The sequence below is a fragment of the Salipiger mangrovisoli genome, from assembly GCF_015223355.1.
In the GTDB taxonomy this organism is placed as follows: Bacteria; Pseudomonadota; Alphaproteobacteria; order Rhodobacterales; family Rhodobacteraceae; genus Salipiger; species Salipiger mangrovisoli.
The window spans coordinates 121,390-142,285 of sequence record NZ_JADFFK010000003.1 but is presented as its reverse complement, the minus strand read 5'-3'; the positions used below and the strand labels follow the sequence as shown (position 1 = coordinate 142,285).

The window sequence follows — 20,896 nt, the reverse complement described above, 5'->3', positions numbered from 1 at the left end:
TGTCCCTCAGGCGACCGCGCTGCCGCGAGGCGGCCGCGCGAAGGCTGCGTCGAGATCATCCTCGGCGTTGCTCAGGTCGAAGTCGAACCCGCCAGCGTCGAGCGTCTTGGTTGTTCTGGACCTGGGCTTGCCCTTCCGCCGCGGCGCCGCGGCCACACCGGTGCCGGGCTGGCTTTGCGCATCGGTCCGGAAATAGGCGATGGCGGACCGCAGGCTTTCCGCCTGCGCCGAGAGCTGTTCGGCGGTCGCCGACATCTCTTCCGAGGCTGAAGTGTTTTCCTGCGTGACCTTGTCGAGCTGCTGTATCGCGAGGTTCACCTGCGTCGCGCCCGACGCCAACTCGCGGCTGGCCGAACTGATCTGGCTAACGAGTTCCGACGTGCGCTCGATGTCAGGAACCAGCCCTTCGAGCATCTTTCCCGCCGCTTCGGCCGCGCGCACCGTGTTGCCCGAAAGCGAGGAGATTTCGCCCGCGGCGGTCTGGCTGCGCTCGGCCAGCTTGCGCACCTCCGAGGCAACCACGGCAAAACCGCGACCGTGCTCCCCGGCGCGCGCCGCCTCCACGGCCGCATTGAGAGCCAGAAGATCGGTCTGGCGCGCGATCTCCTGGACGACCAGAATCCGTTCGGCGATCGTCTTCATCGCCTCCACTGCCTCGGCCACCGCGCGTCCGGAATCGCGGGCATCCTCGGCAGATTTGCGGGCCATTTCCTCGGTTTGGGTGGCATTGTCGGCGGTCTGCCGGATGTTTGCCGTCATCTGCTCGACGGAGCTCGAAGCCTCTTCGGTGGAGGAGGCCTGCTCTGTCGCGCCTTGGCTCAATTGCTCGGCGGTCGATGCCATTTCCGCGGAGCCGGAGGCCACCTGTCCAGCGCCTCCCGTCACCTCGCCGACCACCCGTCGCAGGTTTCCCGTCATTTCGTTCATCGCGCCCAGAAGATCGGAAATCTCGTCGTTCGACGCGATCACCACGGTTTCGGTGAGGTCCCCCCGCGCAACCTTGCGCGCCAGATCAATCGCCCGCGACAGGCCGCGGGAAATCGATACCACGATCCAGACGCCGGCAAGCGTGCTGCCCAGTGCGATGCCGATCATCAGGGAAATCGTCAGGACCCGCGCGGATGCATGGTTTTCGGACGCTGCGATCGCCGCCTGTGAAAGCCCCTCACGATTGAGGTCCAAGATGCCATCGATCTCGTCCTCCATGGCACGCCAGGCCAGCTTTCCATCTCCGCTAACCTTTCGGAAGGCCTGCAAGGTCTGACCGCCATCCGCCAGGGCCATCGCATCGTCATTGATCGCCTGGATGCGGTCAACGAGCCCTTCATAGGTGACAAGCCTCTCGCGCCCCGCATCGGAGGCGATGGCTCGGATCACCCGCAGGGTTTCGTCATGGCGGCTGCGGGCGGCGTCCATCGCGGCCGACACCTCGCGCTTCACCGCGGGGGTTTCGGCCAGAATGTACTCGCGCACATCGCGCTGCACGCGAAGCTGGTCGCGCCCCAACTCCTCGGCAAGGCGCACCCGCTCGGCCTGCGTGTGGACAACGTCGTCCATCCTGCTTTGCATCCCTGCGAGCTTGTCCAGGGCGAGCAAACTGGCGCTGAACGAGGCGACGACGAGCAGGATCAGGGTTGCGGAGAGCTTGAGCTTGAGCGTGAGACGCATGGGGCTTCCTCAGGCGATTTGGAGCGCGGCGCCGAGCGGCACCGCGAGAAAGGCTGCGAAAATGGCGTCGAGGTCGGGGATGATGAAATACTGCGTGTCCTTGCGGCCGATGGCGCGAACGAACTGTGCCGGCCAGCGCGCCCCCACGTCCGGCACGTCCTCGATCGCGGCGGAGGAGATCTGCGTGACCTCATGAACCTTCTCGGCAAGGATGCCGACCACCGAGGCCGCGCCGGCAAGTTTCAGGTCGAGCACGAGGATCCGCGTGTCGGCATCGCGGGGACATCTCGGCATCCGCAGGGGAATGCGCAGATCGGTGAGCGGCACGACCGTGCCGCGCACGTTCAGAAGGCCGGCGGCAAATGCCGGGGCATTCGGAACGCGGGTGATGGCACCGGGCTCCAGCACCTCGCGCACGAGCCCGCTCTCGATCGCCAGAAGCTCGCCACCAAGGCGCAGCGTCACGACATCCTGCGCGGGCCGAAATTCTCGCGAGGGCTGTGCCGATCGAAACGCGCGCGGCATCATGCAGCCTCCACCGCGTCGAGTGCCTGGCCGAAGGCAACAAGCTGCGGCACGTCGAGGATCAACGCCACCGTACCGTCCCCGAGGACCGTGGCGCCGGAAAAGGACTTCAGCGCGGCATGCAGGGGCGAAAGCTGCTTGATGACCGTCTGGCTCGAGCCGATTATGCGATCGACCGTAAGGCCGACCCGCAGCTCGCCCGCGGTGACGACCACGACCTTCTGATGGGGTCCCGGCGCGCCGGGGCTGTCGAGCAACTGCCGGAGCCTGAGAAACGGCACAAGCTTGTCTCGGATGGTCAGCAATCGGGTGTGGCCGGTCTCCTGTGCGCGGTCTTCGGGAAGCTCGATGATATGTTCAACCGCGGCCAGCGGGATCGTGTAGCGCTCGCCGGCAACTTCCACCAAGAGACCGTCAATGATCGCCAAAGTGAGCGGCAGACGCATGCTGATCTGCGTGCCATGTCCAGGTTCGCTCTCGACCTCGAGCGTGCCGCGCAGCTGCTCGATGGTGCGGCGCACGACGTCCATGCCGACACCGCGCCCAGAGAGTTCGGTGACGCTTTGCGCGGTCGAGAAACCGGGTTGCAGGATCAACGCCCTGATCTCGGCGTCGTCGAGATCGTCTTCGGGGCCGATCAGGCCACGCTTTTCCGCATGTGCGCGCAGCTTGCCAAGGTCGAGCCCGCGACCGTCATCGGCAAGCGTGATGACCACCTCGGCACCGGAGTAACGGGCTCCCATCCGGATCGTGCCGACGTCGGGCTTGCCCATCGACCGCCTTTCCTCCGGCGTCTCGAGTCCATGATCGGCGGAATTCCGGATCAGATGCATCAGGGGATCGGCAAGCATTTCGATCACCGTCTTGTCGAGCTCCGTGTCCTGCCCTTCGATCACCAGGTCGATCGGCTTTCCAAGCGTCGCGTCGAGGTCATGAACCAGGCGCCGGAACCTTCCCGAGATCGATCCGATCGGTGTCATGCGGATCGACATCGTGGTCTCGCGCATGCTGGTCGCGAGGCGCTGTATCTCCTCGGCGACGGTGATCAGCAGCGTATCGCCCGAGCGGGCCGCCAATTCGGCAAGACGCGCCTCGGCGATCACAAGTTCGCCCACCCTGTCCATCATCTCATCCAGCCGTTCGGCCGGAACCCGCATCATCGCGCCGGCCGACCCTTTGGGCCGCCGTTCTGCATCCGGCTGTTCGGGATCGGCGGCCGCCGTGGCGCCACGTGCCGCAGCTGCCTCGGCCGGACCGGCTGCACGCCGTTCCAGTTCCAGATCGAGCCCCTCGTCGTGAAAGAGGAAAGCCTCTCGGATCACCTCTTCCGAAAGCTCGCCCGGAAGCTCCATCCGCCAGCCGACGTAGAGCCGGTCAGGGGTGAGCTCCGAGAGCGGCGGCAACCGATCGAGGAGCGGGTGCAGGCGCTGAGCGCCGAGCGCCCGCAACTCATCGAGCACACCGAGCGGGCGTCCACCGAGTGTGAGCGTGTCTCCGGCCAAGTAGACGCTCAGCGACCATGGGGGCGGCCCATCCTGATCAGGCACGGCTGCCGCCTCCCGCCCCAAGGCCAGGCTATCGCCCACACCCGTTCCGGCGGCCAGATCGTCCGGTTGTGCGGCAGCCTGTGCCGCGCCAGGCTCCAGGGTCAGGGCGGCAAGGGCCGACAACAGAACCTCGCCCGGCTCGGCGGAGCCGCCGTCGAGCAGCGCCATCGCATGGTCGCAGGCACGCAGCCCCAGCTCCACCAGCGCCGGCGACACGCGCAGGCGCCCGTCGCGCACGGCCTCGAAGGCCGTTTCGAAGTCATGCAGGAATTGCGCCAGCCGGGTGTGGCCGAACATGGCGCCCGAGCCTTTCAGCGTGTGCAGGTCGCGAAACACCCCGTCGATCAATGCCCGATCCTCGGGATGCGACTTCAGGTCAAGAAGCCCGGCTTCCAGGCTCTCGGCAAGCGCGCGCGCCTCGATGGGGAAGAGCTGCTCTGCGTCTTCGGTCATGCGCCCAGTACCTTCGAGACGACATTCAGAAGCTTGCGGTCGTCAAAGGGTTTGGTCATCCAGCCGAGCGCACCGGCGGCACGGGCCTTCTGCTTGAGGGTTTCCGCATTCTCGGTCGACAGGAAGATCACCGGCACACCCGCCGTGCCGGGCAGCGCCCGGAACGCGCGGATGAACCCGAGACCGTCAAGATTGGGCATATTCTGATCGGTGATCACCGCGGCAGGGCGCGCGGTCCGAGCGATCGACAATGCGTCCTGGCCATCTGTCGCCTCGATGGTGTCATACCCGGCCGCGCGCAAAGTGGACGAGATCAGCCGCCGGACCGAGGCGGAATCATCGACGACAAGAACCGTTCGTTTCATGTTGCGTCCTCTTCCAGCCACACGGTTTCCGGCAGCAGGTCGAAAGCGAGCCCGCACCAGAGCCGTCCCGCGGCTTCCTCCCTGCAGAGTTCGATTGACAGGCGGCGACCCGCCGCCCGTGCCTCGAGCACCGCGGCGACCAGAAGTTGCGCGCCAGCTGTGTCGATCTCGTCCTGCGGATGAAGTCGCACCACGCTCACCCCGCTGTCCAGCGCTGCGGCCAACGACGCGCGCGTCTCGGAAATCATCGAAACGACATATGCCGACATCCTCACGCTCCTCTCGCGCCTCGCTCCGGTCGGGGGCAGCCCGCCCGTCCCGAATGCCGGGATCCGCAAGACCTGCCTTGGGACTTCTTGAAGCAAGAGTCTTTCGGCACCGTTAAGCCGCTTCGCCGCGCGTGCCGCCGCCGGGCCACACTTGCACGAAGGAAACATTAGCTTTCTGAAGCTAGAACGGCGGGAGGAATGGGACCCTGTCCGTTGCATCGCCTGCGCGACGCAGGACCCGGAGCCGGAAACCGAAAGAAACACGGAACCAAGAACAGCGTATGGGCGATCGCACGTCGCAGACATTGCGCGCCGCGGCCGTGCGGCAAGACCTCGAGGCAATGACCCAGGCCGTCGAGGGCACCTTCACGCGGGCTGCCGACGCTCTGTTGTCGGGGCGCGAGAACATCGGCCCCCTGTCGGACACCCTTGGCCGATACTGCCAGGGTCTTCTGGACTTCGCCGACACCGACGTGGCGCAGACGATCACGCTGCTGGCCAGCCGGTTCAGCGAGGCAGAGACCGCCCATGCGCAGGAAGCCCAGACCATCGATCGGCTGATCGCAACGCTGGAGCGAACCGCCCGGCCGCTGGCCAAGCTGCACGAGACGGTGCGCATGATCGACTTGTTCTCCAGCACGGCGAGCGTGGTCGAATCCGAAACCGACATTGACGGCGAACTGAGTTTCTCCTCCGAAATCAAATCGCTGTCCCTTCGGAGCCGCGAGGCCTATATCGGGCTGATCGCCCAGCGCGACGCTCTTCTCGACCAGACCATGGCGATCCGGACCCGCCAGGCGACCTTCACCCATGCAAATCTATCACACCTGGCTGGGCTCGGCAGCGCCCTGCAAGGGCTCGCGGCGGGACTCGGGCCGCGGTTGCGCGACGCCGCGCGGGCCTCTTCGCGCGTGGTGGAGGCGGTCACCGGGGTGTCAGGGAACATGTCGGACGGCATTTCGGCGCTACAGGTCGGCGACAGCTTCCGCCAGCGGCTCGAACATGTGGGGGCCGCACTTGGACCCTGCCTGCCCGATGCCGCGACCTCGCCCGATGCCCATGCGCTCGTGTTGCGGATTGCCGCCGCGCAGCTCGCCGGCGCGGGCCGCGCGCTCGATGCCGACCTGACGCGGCTCGCGGCGGTGCTTCGGGCAGCATCCAAGCTCGGTAGCCAATTCGCCGAGTGGGGCGACGCCCTGTCCGGCAAGTCAGAGGTCGCCCCGCTGCTGGAAGACCTGCGGGACCGCTGCGGCGCGGGGCTGGCTGCGCTCTATTCAAGCCAGGCGCAACAGCGCTCGATCGAGCGGCAGATGCGCGGCCTGCGCAAAAGCATCGCACAGATGCAGGGGGTCATCAGCGGCCTCGCGCAGATCGATGGCGACATGCGGCGCGGCAGTCTGAACGTTTTCCTTCGCAGCCAGCGGGCCCGCCGGAACGGCCCTGCGATGATGTTCGTCGCACGCCAGTTCGGCGAGTTGACCGACACCTGCTCGAGCGCGCAGGCCAGCATCGTGACCGAGCTGAGGACCATCCAGGAGATCACCGCAGGCTCTGTTGGGGCACGGCAGGACCGCGTCGGCGAGGAGTTGCAGCGCATCGGCGACAGCCTCGCCGGACTTGGTGGCGTTCTCTTCCTGTGGAGCGATCTGCGGCGCGAACTCGACGGGCTGCTGCATCGCGGGCCGCGAGCCGTGGACGATTTCATCCGCTGCGCCGAGGAGATGAAAGAGCAGCGCGCGGTCGCACGGCAGATCGCGGCGCTGGCGGCACGGCTGCACGACAATCCTCCGCAAAGCCCCGCCACCGAGCCAAGCGCCGATGCTCGCGCCGCGGCTGCCGCGCTCCGGGCGCTCTATTCCGTGCCCGAGGAGCGCGAGATCCACGACAGCATTTGCCCAGAGGGTCACCTTGCCGCCCCGAGCGGCTCTGCCAGCGAAGACGAGGAGGATTTTGAGTGGTTCTGAGAGAAGGGAAACACGGTCATGTTCACCAATGAGGAAATCGCGGCCATTCGCAGCAGTTGGATCCTGATGGCCGCGAACCGCGAGCAGGCTGGAGCGCTGTTCTACCAGATATTGTTTCGCAGGGCGCCATCCCTGCGACCCCTCTTTCGCGAAGGCCCGCAGGTTCAGGGGCGCAAGCTGATGGATACACTGGCGACGGTGGTCGACTCCGTCGACCGGATCGAGCTGATCGTGCCGGTGGTGGAAGAACTGGGTCGCCGTCATGTGGACTTTGGCGCGCGGTCCGAGCATTTCGGGATCGTCGGCGCAGCGTTGCTGGACACCCTGCGCGAAATCTGCGGCACCCGCTTCGATGCCAGGAGCGAGGCCGCCTGGTCAAAGGCCTACGCCGCCATTGCCGAGATCATGATTGCCGCCACCCGTAACACAAGAGCTGGGGGATAGATCCGACCCGCCCCCGCGCCGGCATCAGGTTCAGGACAGAACATGCATTTCATACAAAGCCGCTGCGACACGGAGGCGGTTGCCGCGCGCGAAGGGGCATCCGTGAAGCCTTGGAGCGCTTGCAGGCAGAGCCTTCATGCGACGCTGAGCAGGTAGTCGCCGGTGAAAATGGAATATTCACTGCGCACCGCGGCGAAGACCAGTTCATCGGTCTCGGGCGTGTACCACAGCTGCGCTGCGCCGTCCGCCTCTCCCTGCGCAGCCGCGATCTGCATGCCATCGGTGCCGTAGAGACCAAGCTCGGGATAGGCGAGCGGATCGTCGCGATCAGCGACACCTACCAAGTCGAAACGGTAGCTCTGTCCGCCCTTCAGCTCGACCCGCAGCCAATCCTCATCGCCCGCATACCCGATATCGCTGCGCAGTGGCTCACCCGGAAGGAGCGTGGTCGATGTCGTGGCGTCCTCGGCGATGGGATCGATATCATCTGCCAGCGCCAGGGTCAGGCGATAGGGGCCGACCCCGGTCCCCGCCTCATGACCGAAATCGGCAGTCACTTGCAGAAAGACCTCAATGTCGGTGGCGGCACGATGATAGAGCGTCGCCCATTGGCCCCCGTAGTCGCGGGCCAGCACCTCGCCCGAAGCATCGAGCAGCGAAAGGTAGGGATTGGTCCCCGCCTCGCTGTAGAGGTCGGCGCGGTAGAGGCTTCCGGCCTTCAGCTCGGCCCGGATCCAGTCGACGTCGCCGGGATACCCCAGGTCGCTCTGAAGCTCGCCGCCCGCACCGAGGTCGGCCGGGGTGCTTGCGTCCCCCGGAATGCTGTCGAGATCTTCGGCGAGCACGACTGATAGGGTATAGCTGCCCATCCCGCCGCCGTAGAGGTCTGAGGCCTCGACGAAGAAAGTTCCTGAGGCGCTCGCAAGGTAGGGCAACTGCGCCACCGGCACGCCGCTGTCGTTGCTGCTGCCAAGCACCGTCCCATCGCCAGCTCGCAGCGCGATCGCCGGCATGCCGAGCGCCGCCGCGGCCTCGGGGTCTCCGGCCAGGGTAAAGGCGTAGAACTTTCCCGCCTCGGCCTCGAAGCGAAACCAGTCGGTATCCTCAGCGAAGGAAATCTCGCTCTTCACCTCCTCCCCGAAGACGAGAGAATGCAGCGTCGAGGCATCCGCAGGCACCTCGGGTTGCAGCAGATCGGCAACCGTGGCCTGCTTGGCACAGGCATCGGGAATGATCGCGAGCCGCATGTCGCCGACATCGGTCCGCGCCATGAGACGCCATTTGTGCAGATAAAGGTCATCGCTCGTGATTCCCTTGATCTGCACCCGCAGGCTGTCTACCCCGACCTCGAAATCATAGAGCTTGTCAAAAGCGGCCAGGTCGGTGAGTACTACCATGTCTCGCCCAGCGCCGGTGTAGATCACGTCACGTCCGGCACCGCCGACAATCGTGTCATCCCCCTCTCCGCTCCGAACCGTATCGTCGCCCGCCCCCGCGAAGATCAGGTCCTCGCCACCGAGGGCAAAGATCCGATCCGCGCCGCCCAGGCCCAGCACCCTTTCGTCGGCAGCGCTGCCTCTCAGCAGGTCGGCACCGTTGCTGCCGGTGACCGTGGTCAGCCTGTCCGTCAGCACAAGGTAATCGGTTCGCAAAGGCTCGCCGCCGTCCCGCGCGCCCCGCAGGGTGATCTCGTCCCCCGGAGCAAGCGCCAGGCCCGCCAGTAGATACTCGGTCTTCGCAGTGCGGGTCACCGTGTCGCTGCTCGGCCACTTTGACCAGTTGAACGCGGCAACCAGCGTGCCGTTGACGAAAATTTCCATGCGCGAGACGCCGTCGGACTCGTCCATGTAGCCCAGCTTCAGGTCGTATAGGCCCATCGGCCCCGTGAAGATGCCACTGACCCGCGACGCGCTTGCGGTTGCTTCAAGATATGCCGCGCCCGATGCATGTGGGTTCGTCCTGACCTGGAACCCCTCCAGCCGAACGAGCGTCTCGGCCTCGGTTTTTCCTGGCGTTATCGCCACGCCTGGTACCGGGCGATATGGTTCCGAGATGCCGAAGATCAGTTCTGTTTCCGAAATATCCTGCATGGAATTCGCGCTCCGCGCCCATAAAGGTGGATCCGAGGCACAGCAAAAATTCGAGTCTTAATATGTAATATTCAGCACATACCGCGAGTCGAGAAAAGCCACGAAAACGACGTGCATATCTTCGGCGCCGATTGTTTCCATAGCACCGGAGAGCCTACATGTTTGAGCTGACCTCCTGTCGGCGTCCTGAAGTTTCTTGACGGACAGGGGAGCAAAGCCGCGAAAGCCCACCCTACCTACGGCGCTGTCTGCGAGGCACGCGGCTCTCTTCAGGCCCCTGAGCAACAGCCATCAAACCGACAACAGAGAACGGGCTAAAACACTTTGCCCCGGCAGACCCCTTGGACTAGCGTCCGCGAAAAGCAAAAACACCAAAGGCAGATACGTCATATGGCATCAGATGGCTCCTCCACGTCGCAGCCCGTCGCGGCATCGACACCGTCGCAAGAGGGCGCGCAAGCGCCTCGGATCCACATTTCCTGTCTGATCGACAACGAGCCCAGATTCCGGATGCAAGCTTGGAACTGGCTGTTGTCGCTGCGCGCTCTGGAGACGACCTGCAAGATCTTCGTGCACCACCTGCCTGGCGCTGTGAATGAAAATCTTCAGGACGCATTTCGCGCCTTGGGGGCCCATTTGATAGAAGTGCCCGCCTTCGGAGACGGGGCGGCAAGGTTCTCAAACAAGATCAATCAACTGGAAAGCCCAGAGTTTCTGGACGCAGATTTCGTCATCCTGTCCGACGCCGATATCGTCTTCCTGGATGACCCCGCCAAGCTCGTCGAAGACGGCAAGTTCCGCGCCAAACCGGTCGATCTGCCCCATCCCCCGTTGCCCGCCCTTCGTGAGCTCTTCCACAGGGCCGGTTTCGGCGATGACCTGCGCCCCGTCCCGGTGACAATGGAACCCGGATCGCAGACTTCAGACGTGAACTTCAACGGGGGTCTCTACGTCATGCCCGCCAGCGTGGCCCAGACCCTCGCCCCGCTTTGGGCCAAGCATGCGCGCTTCGTGCTTGAGCAGGTCGAGCTGTTGCCCAACAACCTTCACAATGCCGATCAGGTTGGCATGGGGCTCGCCCTGCTGGAAGCCGGTGCCGAGATCTCGCCATTGCCCGATGGCGCAAACCTTCCCACGCACCTGGGCTTGCCGCGACTGTCGCGCCTGGAAGCCCAGCCGGTGAGCGCGCTGCACTATCACGCGCATAGCGACAATCACGGCCTGCCCGTCGCGGTCGGCAATCTGCCGTGGATCGATCAGCAGATCGGCACGGCCCGCAGCATTCTTACCGAACAACGCCGCGCCGGATTCCTGAACGAGATTTTCTGGGATTTCCGCTACCAGATGTTCCCCGAGCTTGGATCCGGGCTCGGATCGCGCGGTGAGGTTCTGATGTGGAAGCAATCGCTCATGCGTCCCTATCTGGCCATGATGGGAGATCACAGCCTGCTGGATGTCGGCTGTGGCGATCTTGAGGTCTACCACCTCATGGACATCAAGAACTACACGGGCCTCGACCTGTCTGAGAAGGCGCTGGAGATTGCCCGCGGCAAGCGCCCGGATTGGACCTATATCGCCGGCACAATCGATCGCATCGACGGGTCCAGCTACGACTATTGCAGCTGCATAGATGTGCTGATCCACCAGCCGTCGCTCGACGCGGCTCGCGCCTTGGCGACCCACCTGGTCCGCGTCGCGCGCAAGGGCATCCTGTTCTCGGCCCATAGCGAGGCAGAGCAACGCACCGGGATTTCCTTCGAGTCCAGCTCTTTGTGGCGTTTCATGGCAGACCTCCCGGAGATATCCGAAGTGCACGCAGTGGGCAGCTACAGAGATACCACACTGTACTTTGCCCAGATGAACACATCCGGCTGACCCACCCTGCCCCCGTCACGATGGTGGCGCATCGCGACACGGTTGAGGCACTGCCAGGCGAAAAAACCCGAAAAACCTGACCGCCAGGCTGTCCCCGGTCGAGCTTCCGCTCGGCCAGGGCCAGCCGGGTGGCCGGCCAGTTCCCTATCACGCGCCTTGAAAGCAGCCCTTTTCTGACGTTCCTCATTGACGTAGCCTTTCGATAGCTTTCGGCACCACGGAAGCGACCGACGGACATTTGACCCATTTTTTTATTCGCGTCATATCGCCATTACGGGAGAGGGAATTTGATCTATCGTTGTATTCTGGCATTGGCAGTCTCCTTGCCGACCTACGCATCAGCGTAAAGTCTGACACCGGAACAGATCTCGGCAATGATCGACAAAAGGATGAGCGATCTCAATCCTTACCAAGAACTTCTGAGCGACCCAGACCCGGCTCGGAGCCTCGCCGCGATGGAGATCATGCTGGAATCGGGCGACGAGAACTTGAAGCGCATGGCGCTGGAATATGGCCTTCTGTCCCCCATTTCGACCGTGAAGCGCATCGCGTTCGAGACGTTTCTCAAGACAAAGCCGATCTTCAGCATCAGGTTCGACGGGGCAAATATCGAAAGCGCCCAATATGTCACCAGAATGCGGGACTGGAATGGCACGCTCGACGCGGATGGCATTGGCTATTGGCGCATACCCGTCGGAGAGTACCATGAAAAGAACCGCTGCTTTGGAGAGGCCAGCTACCGGCCGAACGACTGCTTTGTCACGGTCAATAGCGACGGGATTTTCCTGACCCCTTACGGCATGAACGCGCGGGCCACGATCTCGGACACGGGGTCGGTCACGGGAGTCGCATCGCTAAATAACGTCACCGAACCCGTCGCCTTCACGATCCGCATCATCGACTGACGCTACCAGGCCGAGACGCGATCTATCGCCACCTGTCCGTCTGCCCAGGTATCCAGCACGATCACCCTGAGGCGACGGACGAAGCGCGGCGCGACGTCACCTGTGTCGAGGACACCGTCGGGGCTGAACTGAGTGCGAAAGAGGGTGCTGAATCCGGCACCCTCGACGTCGATGGAGGCTTGAATCAACACGTTCTTCGGCACCGCGTAACTGCCTCCCGCCGGGGCGGTCAGGCGCAGCCGCTTCAGCGGCTTCGCCTCGTCTGGCTCGAACCGGAAATCGAAGATCATGCGCCGCGCGGGCTCGAAAACGAACATCCCGTCGCCCAGCATGTTTTCGGGCGCGAGCGTCGGGTTCACCGCCGGAACGCTGGAGGACACAAGCACCAGCGGCAGCCGTCCCTCCGGGCTCTCTGCCGTGGGTCCGGCGTCGATTTTCGGCGGCTGAAGCGGTGCCCCACCGCTTTGCGAAAGATAGCGCTCCAGATTGATGCCGATCTCCTCGACCCGCATGAAGGTCGCGCGCGTCGGGTCATCCGATGTCAGAGCCATGCCGATCGGCTCGCCGCGCGAAAAGGCAAAGGCTCCCGAGGTTCCCTGTGCGATTTCCCTCGGCTCGCCGGGGGCGACACGTCCGACGAAGGACAGGTATCCTCGATTCTCGATGACGATCTGGACACGGTCCTCAGACCCATCTGGCTGCAATCGCAAGAGCTGTGCGGTGGCGGCCGTCAGAGCCGAGCGCGACGGGCTGAAGTCTGCGAGGCTGGCCGTGCACTGCGGGTGCAGCGCTTCGGAGGCGACGGCCAATGCAAGGTCGATGCCCTCCCAGAACGGACGAAGTACGCTGCCCGTCCCCGAGACGACCGGTGCCGCCGTGGACAGGTTGATCCTTGGCAAATACTCCGGTCCGGCAACGTGTCGCGGCAATGCCACGTAGCAATTCCCGTTATGCGCGAACATGAAACCATAGCCGTGCTCGCCCTCTCCGTTCAGGACACTGACCATTTGCGAAACCGCGAGAGTCGGGTAGGCTAGGGTTCCGATAAACATCGCAGCCACGAAACTCATGATGCGCGTCACAATCGCATTCCTCATGTTGGCCATTCTCGCCTCCCCAGTTGCAGCACAATCGGTGGATGCGGGCAATATTATTGTGCTTGCGAACGAAGCGGTGAATGGCGCCGTGCCATTCAACGAGGAACTTCTCGAGGCCGCACGGATATCAGGCGCGGTGTTCGCCGGTGCCCAGGTGCACCAGCCGGACTCGGGCCTATTGAATCTCAAGGCGTATGTTCCGGAAAATTGGCGCGGCGAAGAGATTTGCGTGCGCGTCCTCTCCGCGGATGGCCTGTACGAGGCCGTCAATACCTACAGGATCGTCCCTGCCGACACCACGTCGGGGCCAACCATTGCCGACGTTCCGTTCCAGACGCAGCACCCGGCAAAGCTGTCGCAAGTTTCCAAGGACAGTCTTGCCGTCAGGATTTCGCTCGGCGCCTGCTCCTCTGGACAGACCGACATCATCACGGTGGCCTTTCTGAACGATCCCGCCGCAGCCGGGATCGAGCTGTTGATCAATTCCTTTCGTGCGAGCCGTGTCTTTGTCTACATCGGCGACGACGCCAAGCCCCCGATCGCCTGCACTCCGGTCGATGTGCCGGCTCGGACTGCCTATGACACGCTCTGCGTCCTTCCCGATTTGCCCGCCGAGGACCTGCTCCAGCTCACCGTATTTCGCGTTCGCGACAATGGCAGCTCATCCAGCGATGTCATCACGCTCGCATCTCCGGGCGAGCGCGGACAGTGAGCAAGAAAACCGACAAGACCGTCGCCGAGACAGTGCTTTTCTGCCTTGCGGTCGCGATCATTGTTCTCCTCTGCATCGCAATGGTCCACGGCTCCTGGGGCCGCACGTTTGTGATCGAGGCGCGGACCTTCGGGGCGACGGTCGCGCTGCGGGGCGACGTCAACAACTGGGAGCTCGAAGAGGTCGTCCTGTGTCGGGCCCGGGCTCTGCCGGACCTCAAGGCTGTCGATGGTCCATTCTGCCCAGCGGTGATTTTCGAAGAGACCGAGGCAGGGCCGCGTGTCGTTGCGTGGCCGTCCGGAGCCACGATCGCGCTTCGCTACAAGCTGGACGGCAGCATGGTCATCGAAGTCCTGTCGGGCGCCGAGCCGGAGTTCAAACGCGGCGACAGGCTGATTGTCCCAGGCCACATCTGGAGCCGACACCCGGCCCTGTCGATCAACGGCGCCATTGTCTTCGGCAGCGACATCGGATCGGGGTCAAACGACTACCTTCTTTCCGGCCACTGGGAAGCGCGACAATCGAGTTTCGCGGCTTCATGGTTCCGAGCGACATTGGAACTGGTCAGACAAGGCGAATTCTCGCGCGGCGCAACGGCGGAAGTCTGGACCAGCCCCAGGTTCTTTGGGTTGGGCAAGAGCAGCAGGCCGGCGAACATGTTTGGCCACATCACGCCTTCTTTCGATCAGGACGAGCCGGGATTGATCCTGTCGGCCATCTCCGAAACAACCAGCCTCGAAATGCACCTCAGATATTATGGGGTGAGCCAAAAATCCGTCGTCAGACCCGACATTCTGGACACCATCCTGACCAGCCCGGTCATCCTTGCGGCAGCTGCGCTCCTTGGCATCCTTTCACTGATGATTGAACTGGGCAAAAACATTCCGATGAACCGCGAAATCTACGCAAGAGCGTTGGGGTTCTTTCGACGGCTCTGGCCCCGGGGCCGGTAGGTTCCGCGAGGCGACACACGCCGCCCCCTATCCCGCTTGGCGCCGATCCCGGAAGCCGCGCCTCACCACGGTCACAGGTCCATGTCGAGGTCCGGCACAACCACCGTGCCTGCCGCCGCCTTGGCCCGGCGCTCGGCTTCCGGCTTGTCCAGAAGCCAGACCGTCAGGTCGACCGATCCGGGTTCGTGGACATCGCTGCGGATCCGGGCAAGAACCACCGGTCCACAGTAGGTCTCGGCCTGAGCGCGCTGATACTCGGGGACGTCGCCCAAGGGAACGGGCCAGCCGTAGTATCCCCATTCCGGCGGCTGGTAGCTCCCCTCCGACGTCTCGGCGCGAAGCTCGTCCCGCGTCTTCTCTGCCGACAGCCTCGGCGCATTGCTGCCGCGCAGTGTATTGTGGCCGCCGCAGACCTCGGCGGGATCGAGTTCCTGCGATGGCACGCCCCAGGCCATGGCGTCGCCGCTCTCGCGGTCCGGTGGCCCGTATTTCTCCGTCACCGCCTTGCGCACCGCCTCCACGGTGGCGGTCCCCGGCGGCAGGTAGCGATAGCGCATGAGGGCAACGGCGGGTCTGGCCTCGTCGCCGGGATCATAGATCGACAGGATGACCTCACGGCCATCCGGCGTGCTGAAGCCCTCCGCGTGGTCGTAGATGCCCGCCTGCGCCGCGGGCGGCGTGACATGGCGCAAGGCGCCGGGCATGCGGTCGGCCACCGTGGTCTCGACATCGGCAAGGGAGGCGCCGAGGCGCAACCCCAGAATGTCGAACGCCGATGTATCCCGCGATGGCAGCAGGCTTTGCCAGGCGTCCTCGGCGTAGGACTCGGCGGGAACAATCTTGCGCGTGGTCGTGTCAAACTGCCAGGTCTCGACCGCCGACACGCTGGCGCGGATCACGAGCACCCCGCGCAATCCGGGCTGGTCGCCCGCCCCCGGCGCCAGGTTCTCGAGGCGTATGTCCTCGGCGGTGAGAAGGTAGTCGATCGCCTGCGGTCCCGAAGGTGTCACCTGATCGACCAAAGGCACCTCCGCGGCCACAAGCGCATCCACATAGGGCGCGGCCCCGGCGTGTAGGCCGGTGCGCGCCTCGGACAAATCGCTGGAGGTTTTGCGCACGTCGACGACGTCGCACGCCCAGGTCCCGCCCGAGCCCGACGGGTGGCTCGGCCGGCCCAGCACCACGTGCAGCGGGGGACCGCCCGGCTTCGTGGCGTCCGATACCGGAGACACGCGGGCCGCGGGCATCACCCCCGGCAGCATCGCCGCGGCCTGCGCAACCGCCGCCCGGTCAGCCACAGTCGGCTGCGGCAAGGCCCACGCCGCACGGCAGCCGGTCTCGGGGTGGGGTCCGGAAAGCCCGACGGACAGGCGCAGCCGCTGCGGCAGCGCCGCCGCGCGAGCCTGGCTCCATGCGGCGAAATCGGGAAGCAGGTCCTCGATCAGGGACGGCAAAAGCTCGAGTTCCGGGTTGGCGAAGAACCGGCCCCATTGCGGCGTGCGGCCTGCCGCGAGGTCCGCGCGCTCGCGCGCGACCCGCTCGATAAACATCCTGCGGAAGGCGCGGGCGTCGTAAAGTTCAGGTTGCAGCGACAGCGCCAGAAGATCGAGCCCCTCGGCATCCAGCCGCAAAACCTCGGGCGCGGTGAAAGTTGGGAGCGGGCGCGAGGACGCCGGCACCGCCTCGTCAAGACCGTCCGCGCCAGAAGGGTGTGCCGGCGTCCTCACGCCCGGCGCGCCCGCGGGGCTCGCGGCGGCGGGCGGCGCGAGCCCCAGCCGCGGCGCGGCTTCGAGCGATTTGGACAAGGCGACCGTCACGTCCCCGTTGCCGGTCTCTCGCAGGAACAGCAGCCGGTCGGGTCGCGCCAGGGCCAGAGAATCGCGGCGGTCCTGCTCTTCGGCGATGGCGACATGCGCAAAGAGAAGCGCATGGCGCCCGCCATCGAGCCCGGCAATCAGATCGTAGTCCGCGGGCGCGGCGGGCAGGTGGTCAAAGGCGGCGCGCCTCGGAAAATGCAGGCCAGGCAGCCCGTTGATCCCTTCATCCAGGCGGCCGGGGAGTGGAAAGATCGCAACATTGGTGATCGGAATGCGCTGAGCTGCCGCATCATAGCTGCCCATTTGTACCGAAAGGCCAATCCAGAACGTGTCCGGTGCCGATGCGATCAAACGCTCGGCCTGCTCGCGCGCGCGGGCCTCGATGGCGCTCTGCGGCGCCTGCCCCATGCGGGCGCGGAAATCACGGTCCGCGAGGATGTCGCTGGCAAGGTCTTCCACGGTGCTGTTGCGGGACGCCCAGGCTCCGAGGATCGTCTCGGCGGTTGTTTCATAGACGTCGTCCGGCACCGCTGCCCCCTCTCCTGCCCCGAAGGCGGCGGGATCGAATTCACGCGTCAGCAACTCCTGCGTGCCGGCAATATCGGCGGTGATCCGAAGCCTCTCTGGCTGCCAGGTGAGCACGACCCGTTGCAGCTCGTCCAGGGTGATCGGCCCCATCGTCTGCGGCACGGCACGCGCAGAAACCAGACGCATATCGAGAACCACCGGGACGCTGCGTCCGGGCAGGGTATCCGTCTCCAACCGAGTCAGAAGCGCCTCGGCGGTGTCGAGCGGAACCGGCAGTGCGTCGCCTATGCCGTCGAGCATGCCATCGAGACTGCGATTGCGCGAAGGCGTCGGAAGATAGGCAAGCTGTCCGCCGCGTAGGGCCAGGGCAAACACCTGCGCGCTGATATCATACGCTCCCAGCTCCGCCATCCCGCGCGAGCGGACGGGCAGCGGCAGCACCGGCGCGCGGGCGCGGATGTACGCGGCGAGCTTGGGTCCGGCGTCGCGCAGAATTTTTGCCCGCGCGATCTCGTTCAGCGCGGCGGCTTCTCCGAAAAAGCCCGGAGGGATCATGCCATCGCGCGAGATCGGGTCGACCAGCTGCTCCAGCAGACGCAGCAGCAGGTCAGGCGCGAACTCTCGCTCCGGGGTGCGCTCGAGCACCGCATTCGCCCGGATCAGCAGGTCGGCTTGTTGCGCCGCGACGTCCGGGCTCAGCCCCATCTGGCCAACCGTGCGCGGGCCTCCAGAGGCGTCGAAGTGCCAGCCCGACAGGTTCAAGAGCCGCCCGTCCTCGACCCCTGCGGCATAGGTCGCGGCGAAGACGTCAAGCGCGCCCAGGTTCCCGGCCTCGGGCATCGCAGCCGCCGTGTCACGCCGCCAGGTCGCCAACAGCGTCTCCGGCGCCTGCGGCTCGTCATGCCGTGTCCGCGGCCTGCGGAACAGCCGCACCTCAAGCACCCGCGCGGCGATCTCTGCGGAGGGTCCCTGGCTCCAACGCGCCTGCTCTCCGTCGCGCGGCAACAGGACTTGCGGATCCGACAGGGCAAGCGTGACCCGCAGGTAGATGTCGTTGACCGGAAACAGCTCGAACCCTGGGTGCCCGGTCGGGTCGAGCGGAGGCTCCAGCGCGCGGATTTCTTCGGGCAGAGGCAAGGGCAGCGGCGCGCTCTCGCGCAGGAAGACCCGTCCCATCGTCGAGCCAAGGTCCATCTGCAACGTCCGCAGCGCCGCCGGAACGGAGGCTTGCAACTCGTAGTTTGTCAGAATTTTCGACGTACCTTCCAAATCCAGCCGGGTCGGCTTGCCCGGTTCAGGCCGCGTCAGCCGCGCCGGGATCGTCAAGGTAACACGGTCCGGAAGGGTCTCCGCCGCGGCCCTTGCCGCCAAATCCTCGAGATAGGCGCGCCGACCGCGCTCAATCTGTTCGGAGTATGCGTAGGCCTCTTCCATGGTCACGCGACCGGGATGTTGCGGCCTTTCGTATTCCGGGTAGCCCTCGGGCAGCGGAAACGCCAGTTCGAAGCTTCGGTTGCGCACCAGTGAGGGGCGCTGGCCGAGAAGCCAGAGGCCAAGTCGGCTGCCAATGGCCTCCTCGCCCACGACGCCGCGCTCGATCGGCGCCTCCGCACGAGCCACCAGCGCCGTGCCGCCGGCCGCTGCATCCCCGACGGGCGGCAGCTCGGGGACGGCGGACAGCGCGGCGCTGAGCGGGACGTCGACGGGGGTCGCGCAGAAGTCCATCAGCAAGGAAAGCGCCGCCGAACTGCCCGACAGGCCGGCGCTCACCACCGGCGTCGCGCCCATCGACAGTTCCAGGCGATTGCCGTTCCTGAGCCCCGCGACGAGAGGAGCGCCCGACGGCAGGGGTCCTGCCAACGATCCGCCGCTGGCGGTCATGGCGATCGAGCCGAGCAGCGCCCCGTCCACCACCGCGGCAAAGGTCACCGGTCCCGGTGGCAGGGCCGCTGCCGCCGGTGCCACGACCCGAAGCGTCAGCGGCCCAAGGGCTGCGCCGCCGCCGTCGGGACGCATGCACTCGAGCGCCACGCGTACGACGGGATCGCCTGCCTGAGCCACAGCCCCGCTGACGCCGGTGACACGACCGAAGGTCCAGCGGCCGGTGATCGCCGAGGGAAAGGGAGCGGCACTCGGTGGTTGCGCGACGGCTCCGATCGCGCCACCGCTGACCCGCAGTGCGTAGGGCCGGCCGCCTTGGCCCAGGATCTCGACGGTCACCAGCCCGCCCGCCATCACGATGGATCGGGCGGCGCTGTCCATCTGCCCGCGCGACAGGAGCCGGGGCAATTCCGCCCGCATCTCGCGCGCGCCGAAATAGGCGTCGCCGGTGTCCTCTGTCTGGCGGATCCCGAACCGGTGGAAATTCGCGCGCTCCTGCGCGAGGATCTGGCTTGGCTGGGACAACGGCTGGCCATTGGAGTTGACCTGATCGGCCGGGGTGATCATCGCCGTGTATCGGCCGAGCACCTCCTGCGCCCGAGCGCCGACGCCGACGAGCAGGGCCAGGGCCAGACCGAAGATGACGCTCTTGCGGGCGCGGAAGGGCATTCGGTTACCTCATATTTGCCGCGATGCGGGCGTGCAGGATGAGCTCGGGACGGTATTCGAAATGCATGCCGTCGAAATGGTGCCACTTGCCGCCCCAGATGAAACCGTAGGTCTCGAAGGCGTCGACGACTTGCAGCGGAATGCGGGTGTCGTAAGCGCCGACCTGCCCCTCCTCGGCACCGGACCAGCGCCAGTAGCCACCGAGCTCGGCGTTGAGATCAACCGCAATGCCGTAACTGTGGGCGCTCAGACGGTCGGTCCCGCCGATCCGGCGCCAATTGAACCCGCCACCGGGGGCATGGAAGGCCGCCGTGAGGACCTCTGAAGGCCGACCTTCAAGCCGGGCGACTGCCGCGCGCAGCTGACAGGCGACGCCGCGCCGCGCGGTCACCATGACCGCGGCTTCCGAGAGACCCGCAAAATCGACGCGGACGAGGCTTTCGCGCGCGACCGCCTCGGAGGTGAACCAGAGCAGCGCGAAAAACCTCCCGTTGCGAAACCGGCCGGGATCAAAGAAAGGCGCCTTTCGCTGCTGCATCGCCACGGGCGCGGTGCCAAGCGGATAGGTCTGAAGGAACTGGTCCATCGGAGTGGGGGCCACCAGCGCCTGCTGCGCACGGATTTCGCGGCGCGTCCCGAGCGGCAGCCAGGATGAGCCCTCGACCGAGATCGCGGTGCCGTCCGCAGAAAGCAGCAGGTCGGGATATGCCGCCAGCAGCGCTTCAATTTCCGGCGGATGGCCGGTTTGCGGCAGTGGCATGGCCATGAAGTCGATAGCGCTGCAAGCCTCCGCATGAGCGGCGGCGATCTGCCAGCAACACGTGGCAATGCAGAGGACTAGAAATGCGCGGAGCATGAATAATGGGCCCGGAATAGCCAAAAAGATGGCGAGCAACATGAAAAGCAGTTCTGGAAATTTGAGAAACTTAGGCCGATTCTACGTATCCGGAAAGCGACGATTGGCCCGACACCTGGGCCTGGGGCGGCGATCACGGCTTCGGGTCTCGGCGAAGTTGCCCTCTGGATCTTGCCTCGCCTTCCTTGCCAAGCCATCGGCAATTCAGCGCTGACGCGCCGCCCGGCCCTCGCCGTTGCCGTGGTTCTCCACTACCGGTGAGGACGGCACCCAACCGA

At 65.3% G+C, this 20,896-nt stretch carries 15 protein-coding genes; 6 read left to right on the top strand and 9 right to left on the bottom strand.

Annotation, left to right across the window (positions count from 1 at the left end; all coding sequences use genetic code 11):
• Window positions 1-6: 6 nt before the first annotated feature.
• The 5 genes from IQ782_RS05665 to IQ782_RS05645 are packed head-to-tail and all read right to left on the bottom strand — an operon-like array spanning window position 7 to window position 4,827.
• Window positions 7-1,668, bottom strand: coding sequence for a methyl-accepting chemotaxis protein (locus tag IQ782_RS05665; RefSeq protein ID WP_194133647.1), 1,662 nt, complete (start codon window positions 1,666-1,668; stop codon window positions 7-9).
• A 9-nt stretch (window positions 1,669-1,677) separates the two neighbouring features.
• Window positions 1,678-2,133 carry a chemotaxis protein CheW gene (locus tag IQ782_RS05660; protein ID WP_338092555.1) on the bottom strand — a complete coding sequence of 152 codons (456 nt, stop codon included), beginning with the start codon at window positions 2,131-2,133 and terminating at the stop codon, window positions 1,678-1,680.
• A gap of 59 nt (window positions 2,134-2,192) precedes the next feature.
• Window positions 2,193-4,193 (bottom strand): chemotaxis protein CheA, encoded by a 2,001-nt coding sequence (locus IQ782_RS05655; RefSeq protein ID WP_194133646.1) that lies wholly within the window; start codon window positions 4,191-4,193, stop codon window positions 2,193-2,195.
• Complete coding sequence (locus IQ782_RS05650; RefSeq protein WP_194133645.1) at window positions 4,190-4,558, bottom strand: response regulator; 369 nt, start codon at window positions 4,556-4,558, stop codon at window positions 4,190-4,192. The genes IQ782_RS05655 and IQ782_RS05650 overlap by 4 nt, the downstream gene beginning before the upstream one ends.
• Window positions 4,555-4,827 (bottom strand): hypothetical protein, encoded by a 273-nt coding sequence (locus IQ782_RS05645; protein WP_194133644.1) that lies wholly within the window; start codon window positions 4,825-4,827, stop codon window positions 4,555-4,557. Before IQ782_RS05645 ends, IQ782_RS05650 begins: the two co-directional genes overlap by 4 nt.
• 281 nt (window positions 4,828-5,108) lie before the next feature.
• Here IQ782_RS05645 and IQ782_RS05640 point away from each other — a divergent pair, with 281 nt between their 5' ends.
• Window positions 5,109-6,791 carry a hypothetical protein gene (locus tag IQ782_RS05640; protein WP_194133643.1) on the top strand — a complete coding sequence of 561 codons (1,683 nt, stop codon included), beginning with the start codon at window positions 5,109-5,111 and terminating at the stop codon, window positions 6,789-6,791.
• An 18-nt stretch (window positions 6,792-6,809) separates the two neighbouring features.
• Entirely contained in the window at window positions 6,810-7,235 is a 426-nt protein-coding gene (locus IQ782_RS05635) for a globin domain-containing protein (protein ID WP_194133642.1), read from the top strand.
• A 134-nt stretch (window positions 7,236-7,369) separates the two neighbouring features.
• On the opposite strand, the gene IQ782_RS05630 is transcribed toward IQ782_RS05635, so the two are convergent.
• The gene (locus IQ782_RS05630) at window positions 7,370-9,112 is read right to left on the bottom strand and encodes a calcium-binding protein (protein WP_194133641.1); all 1,743 of its coding nucleotides are present in this window, start codon (window positions 9,110-9,112) and stop codon (window positions 7,370-7,372) included.
• A gap of 603 nt (window positions 9,113-9,715) precedes the next feature.
• Here IQ782_RS05630 and IQ782_RS05625 point away from each other — a divergent pair.
• Entirely contained in the window at window positions 9,716-11,200 is a 1,485-nt protein-coding gene (locus IQ782_RS05625) for a class I SAM-dependent methyltransferase (protein WP_194133640.1), read from the top strand.
• 374 nt (window positions 11,201-11,574) lie between these two features.
• Window positions 11,575-12,105 carry a hypothetical protein gene (locus IQ782_RS05620; protein WP_240989123.1) on the top strand — a complete coding sequence of 177 codons (531 nt, stop codon included), beginning with the start codon at window positions 11,575-11,577 and terminating at the stop codon, window positions 12,103-12,105.
• A gap of 2 nt (window positions 12,106-12,107) precedes the next feature.
• On the opposite strand, the gene IQ782_RS05615 is transcribed toward IQ782_RS05620, so the two are convergent.
• A complete protein-coding gene (locus IQ782_RS05615; protein WP_194133639.1) occupies window positions 12,108-13,211 on the bottom strand; it encodes a hypothetical protein in 1,104 nt (367 codons plus the stop codon).
• Between IQ782_RS05615 and IQ782_RS05610 the strand changes: the two genes are divergently transcribed.
• Window positions 13,177-13,914 (top strand): hypothetical protein, encoded by a 738-nt coding sequence (locus IQ782_RS05610; RefSeq protein WP_194133638.1) that lies wholly within the window; start codon window positions 13,177-13,179, stop codon window positions 13,912-13,914. The two genes, IQ782_RS05615 and IQ782_RS05610, sit on opposite strands and share 35 nt — an antisense overlap.
• The gene (locus IQ782_RS05605; RefSeq protein ID WP_194133637.1) at window positions 13,911-14,867 is read left to right on the top strand and encodes a hypothetical protein; all 957 of its coding nucleotides are present in this window, start codon (window positions 13,911-13,913) and stop codon (window positions 14,865-14,867) included. The genes IQ782_RS05610 and IQ782_RS05605 overlap by 4 nt, the downstream gene beginning before the upstream one ends.
• 71 nt (window positions 14,868-14,938) lie before the next feature.
• Here the strand turns inward: IQ782_RS05605 and IQ782_RS05600 are convergent, their stop codons facing one another.
• Window positions 14,939-19,762, bottom strand: coding sequence for a hypothetical protein (locus tag IQ782_RS05600; RefSeq protein ID WP_194133636.1), 4,824 nt, complete (start codon window positions 19,760-19,762; stop codon window positions 14,939-14,941).
• 4 nt (window positions 19,763-19,766) lie between these two features.
• On the bottom strand, window positions 19,767-20,660 hold the full coding sequence (locus IQ782_RS05595) for a M15 family metallopeptidase (protein WP_240989122.1): 894 nt from the start codon (window positions 20,658-20,660) through the stop codon (window positions 19,767-19,769).
• Window positions 20,661-20,896 lie beyond the last annotated feature (236 nt).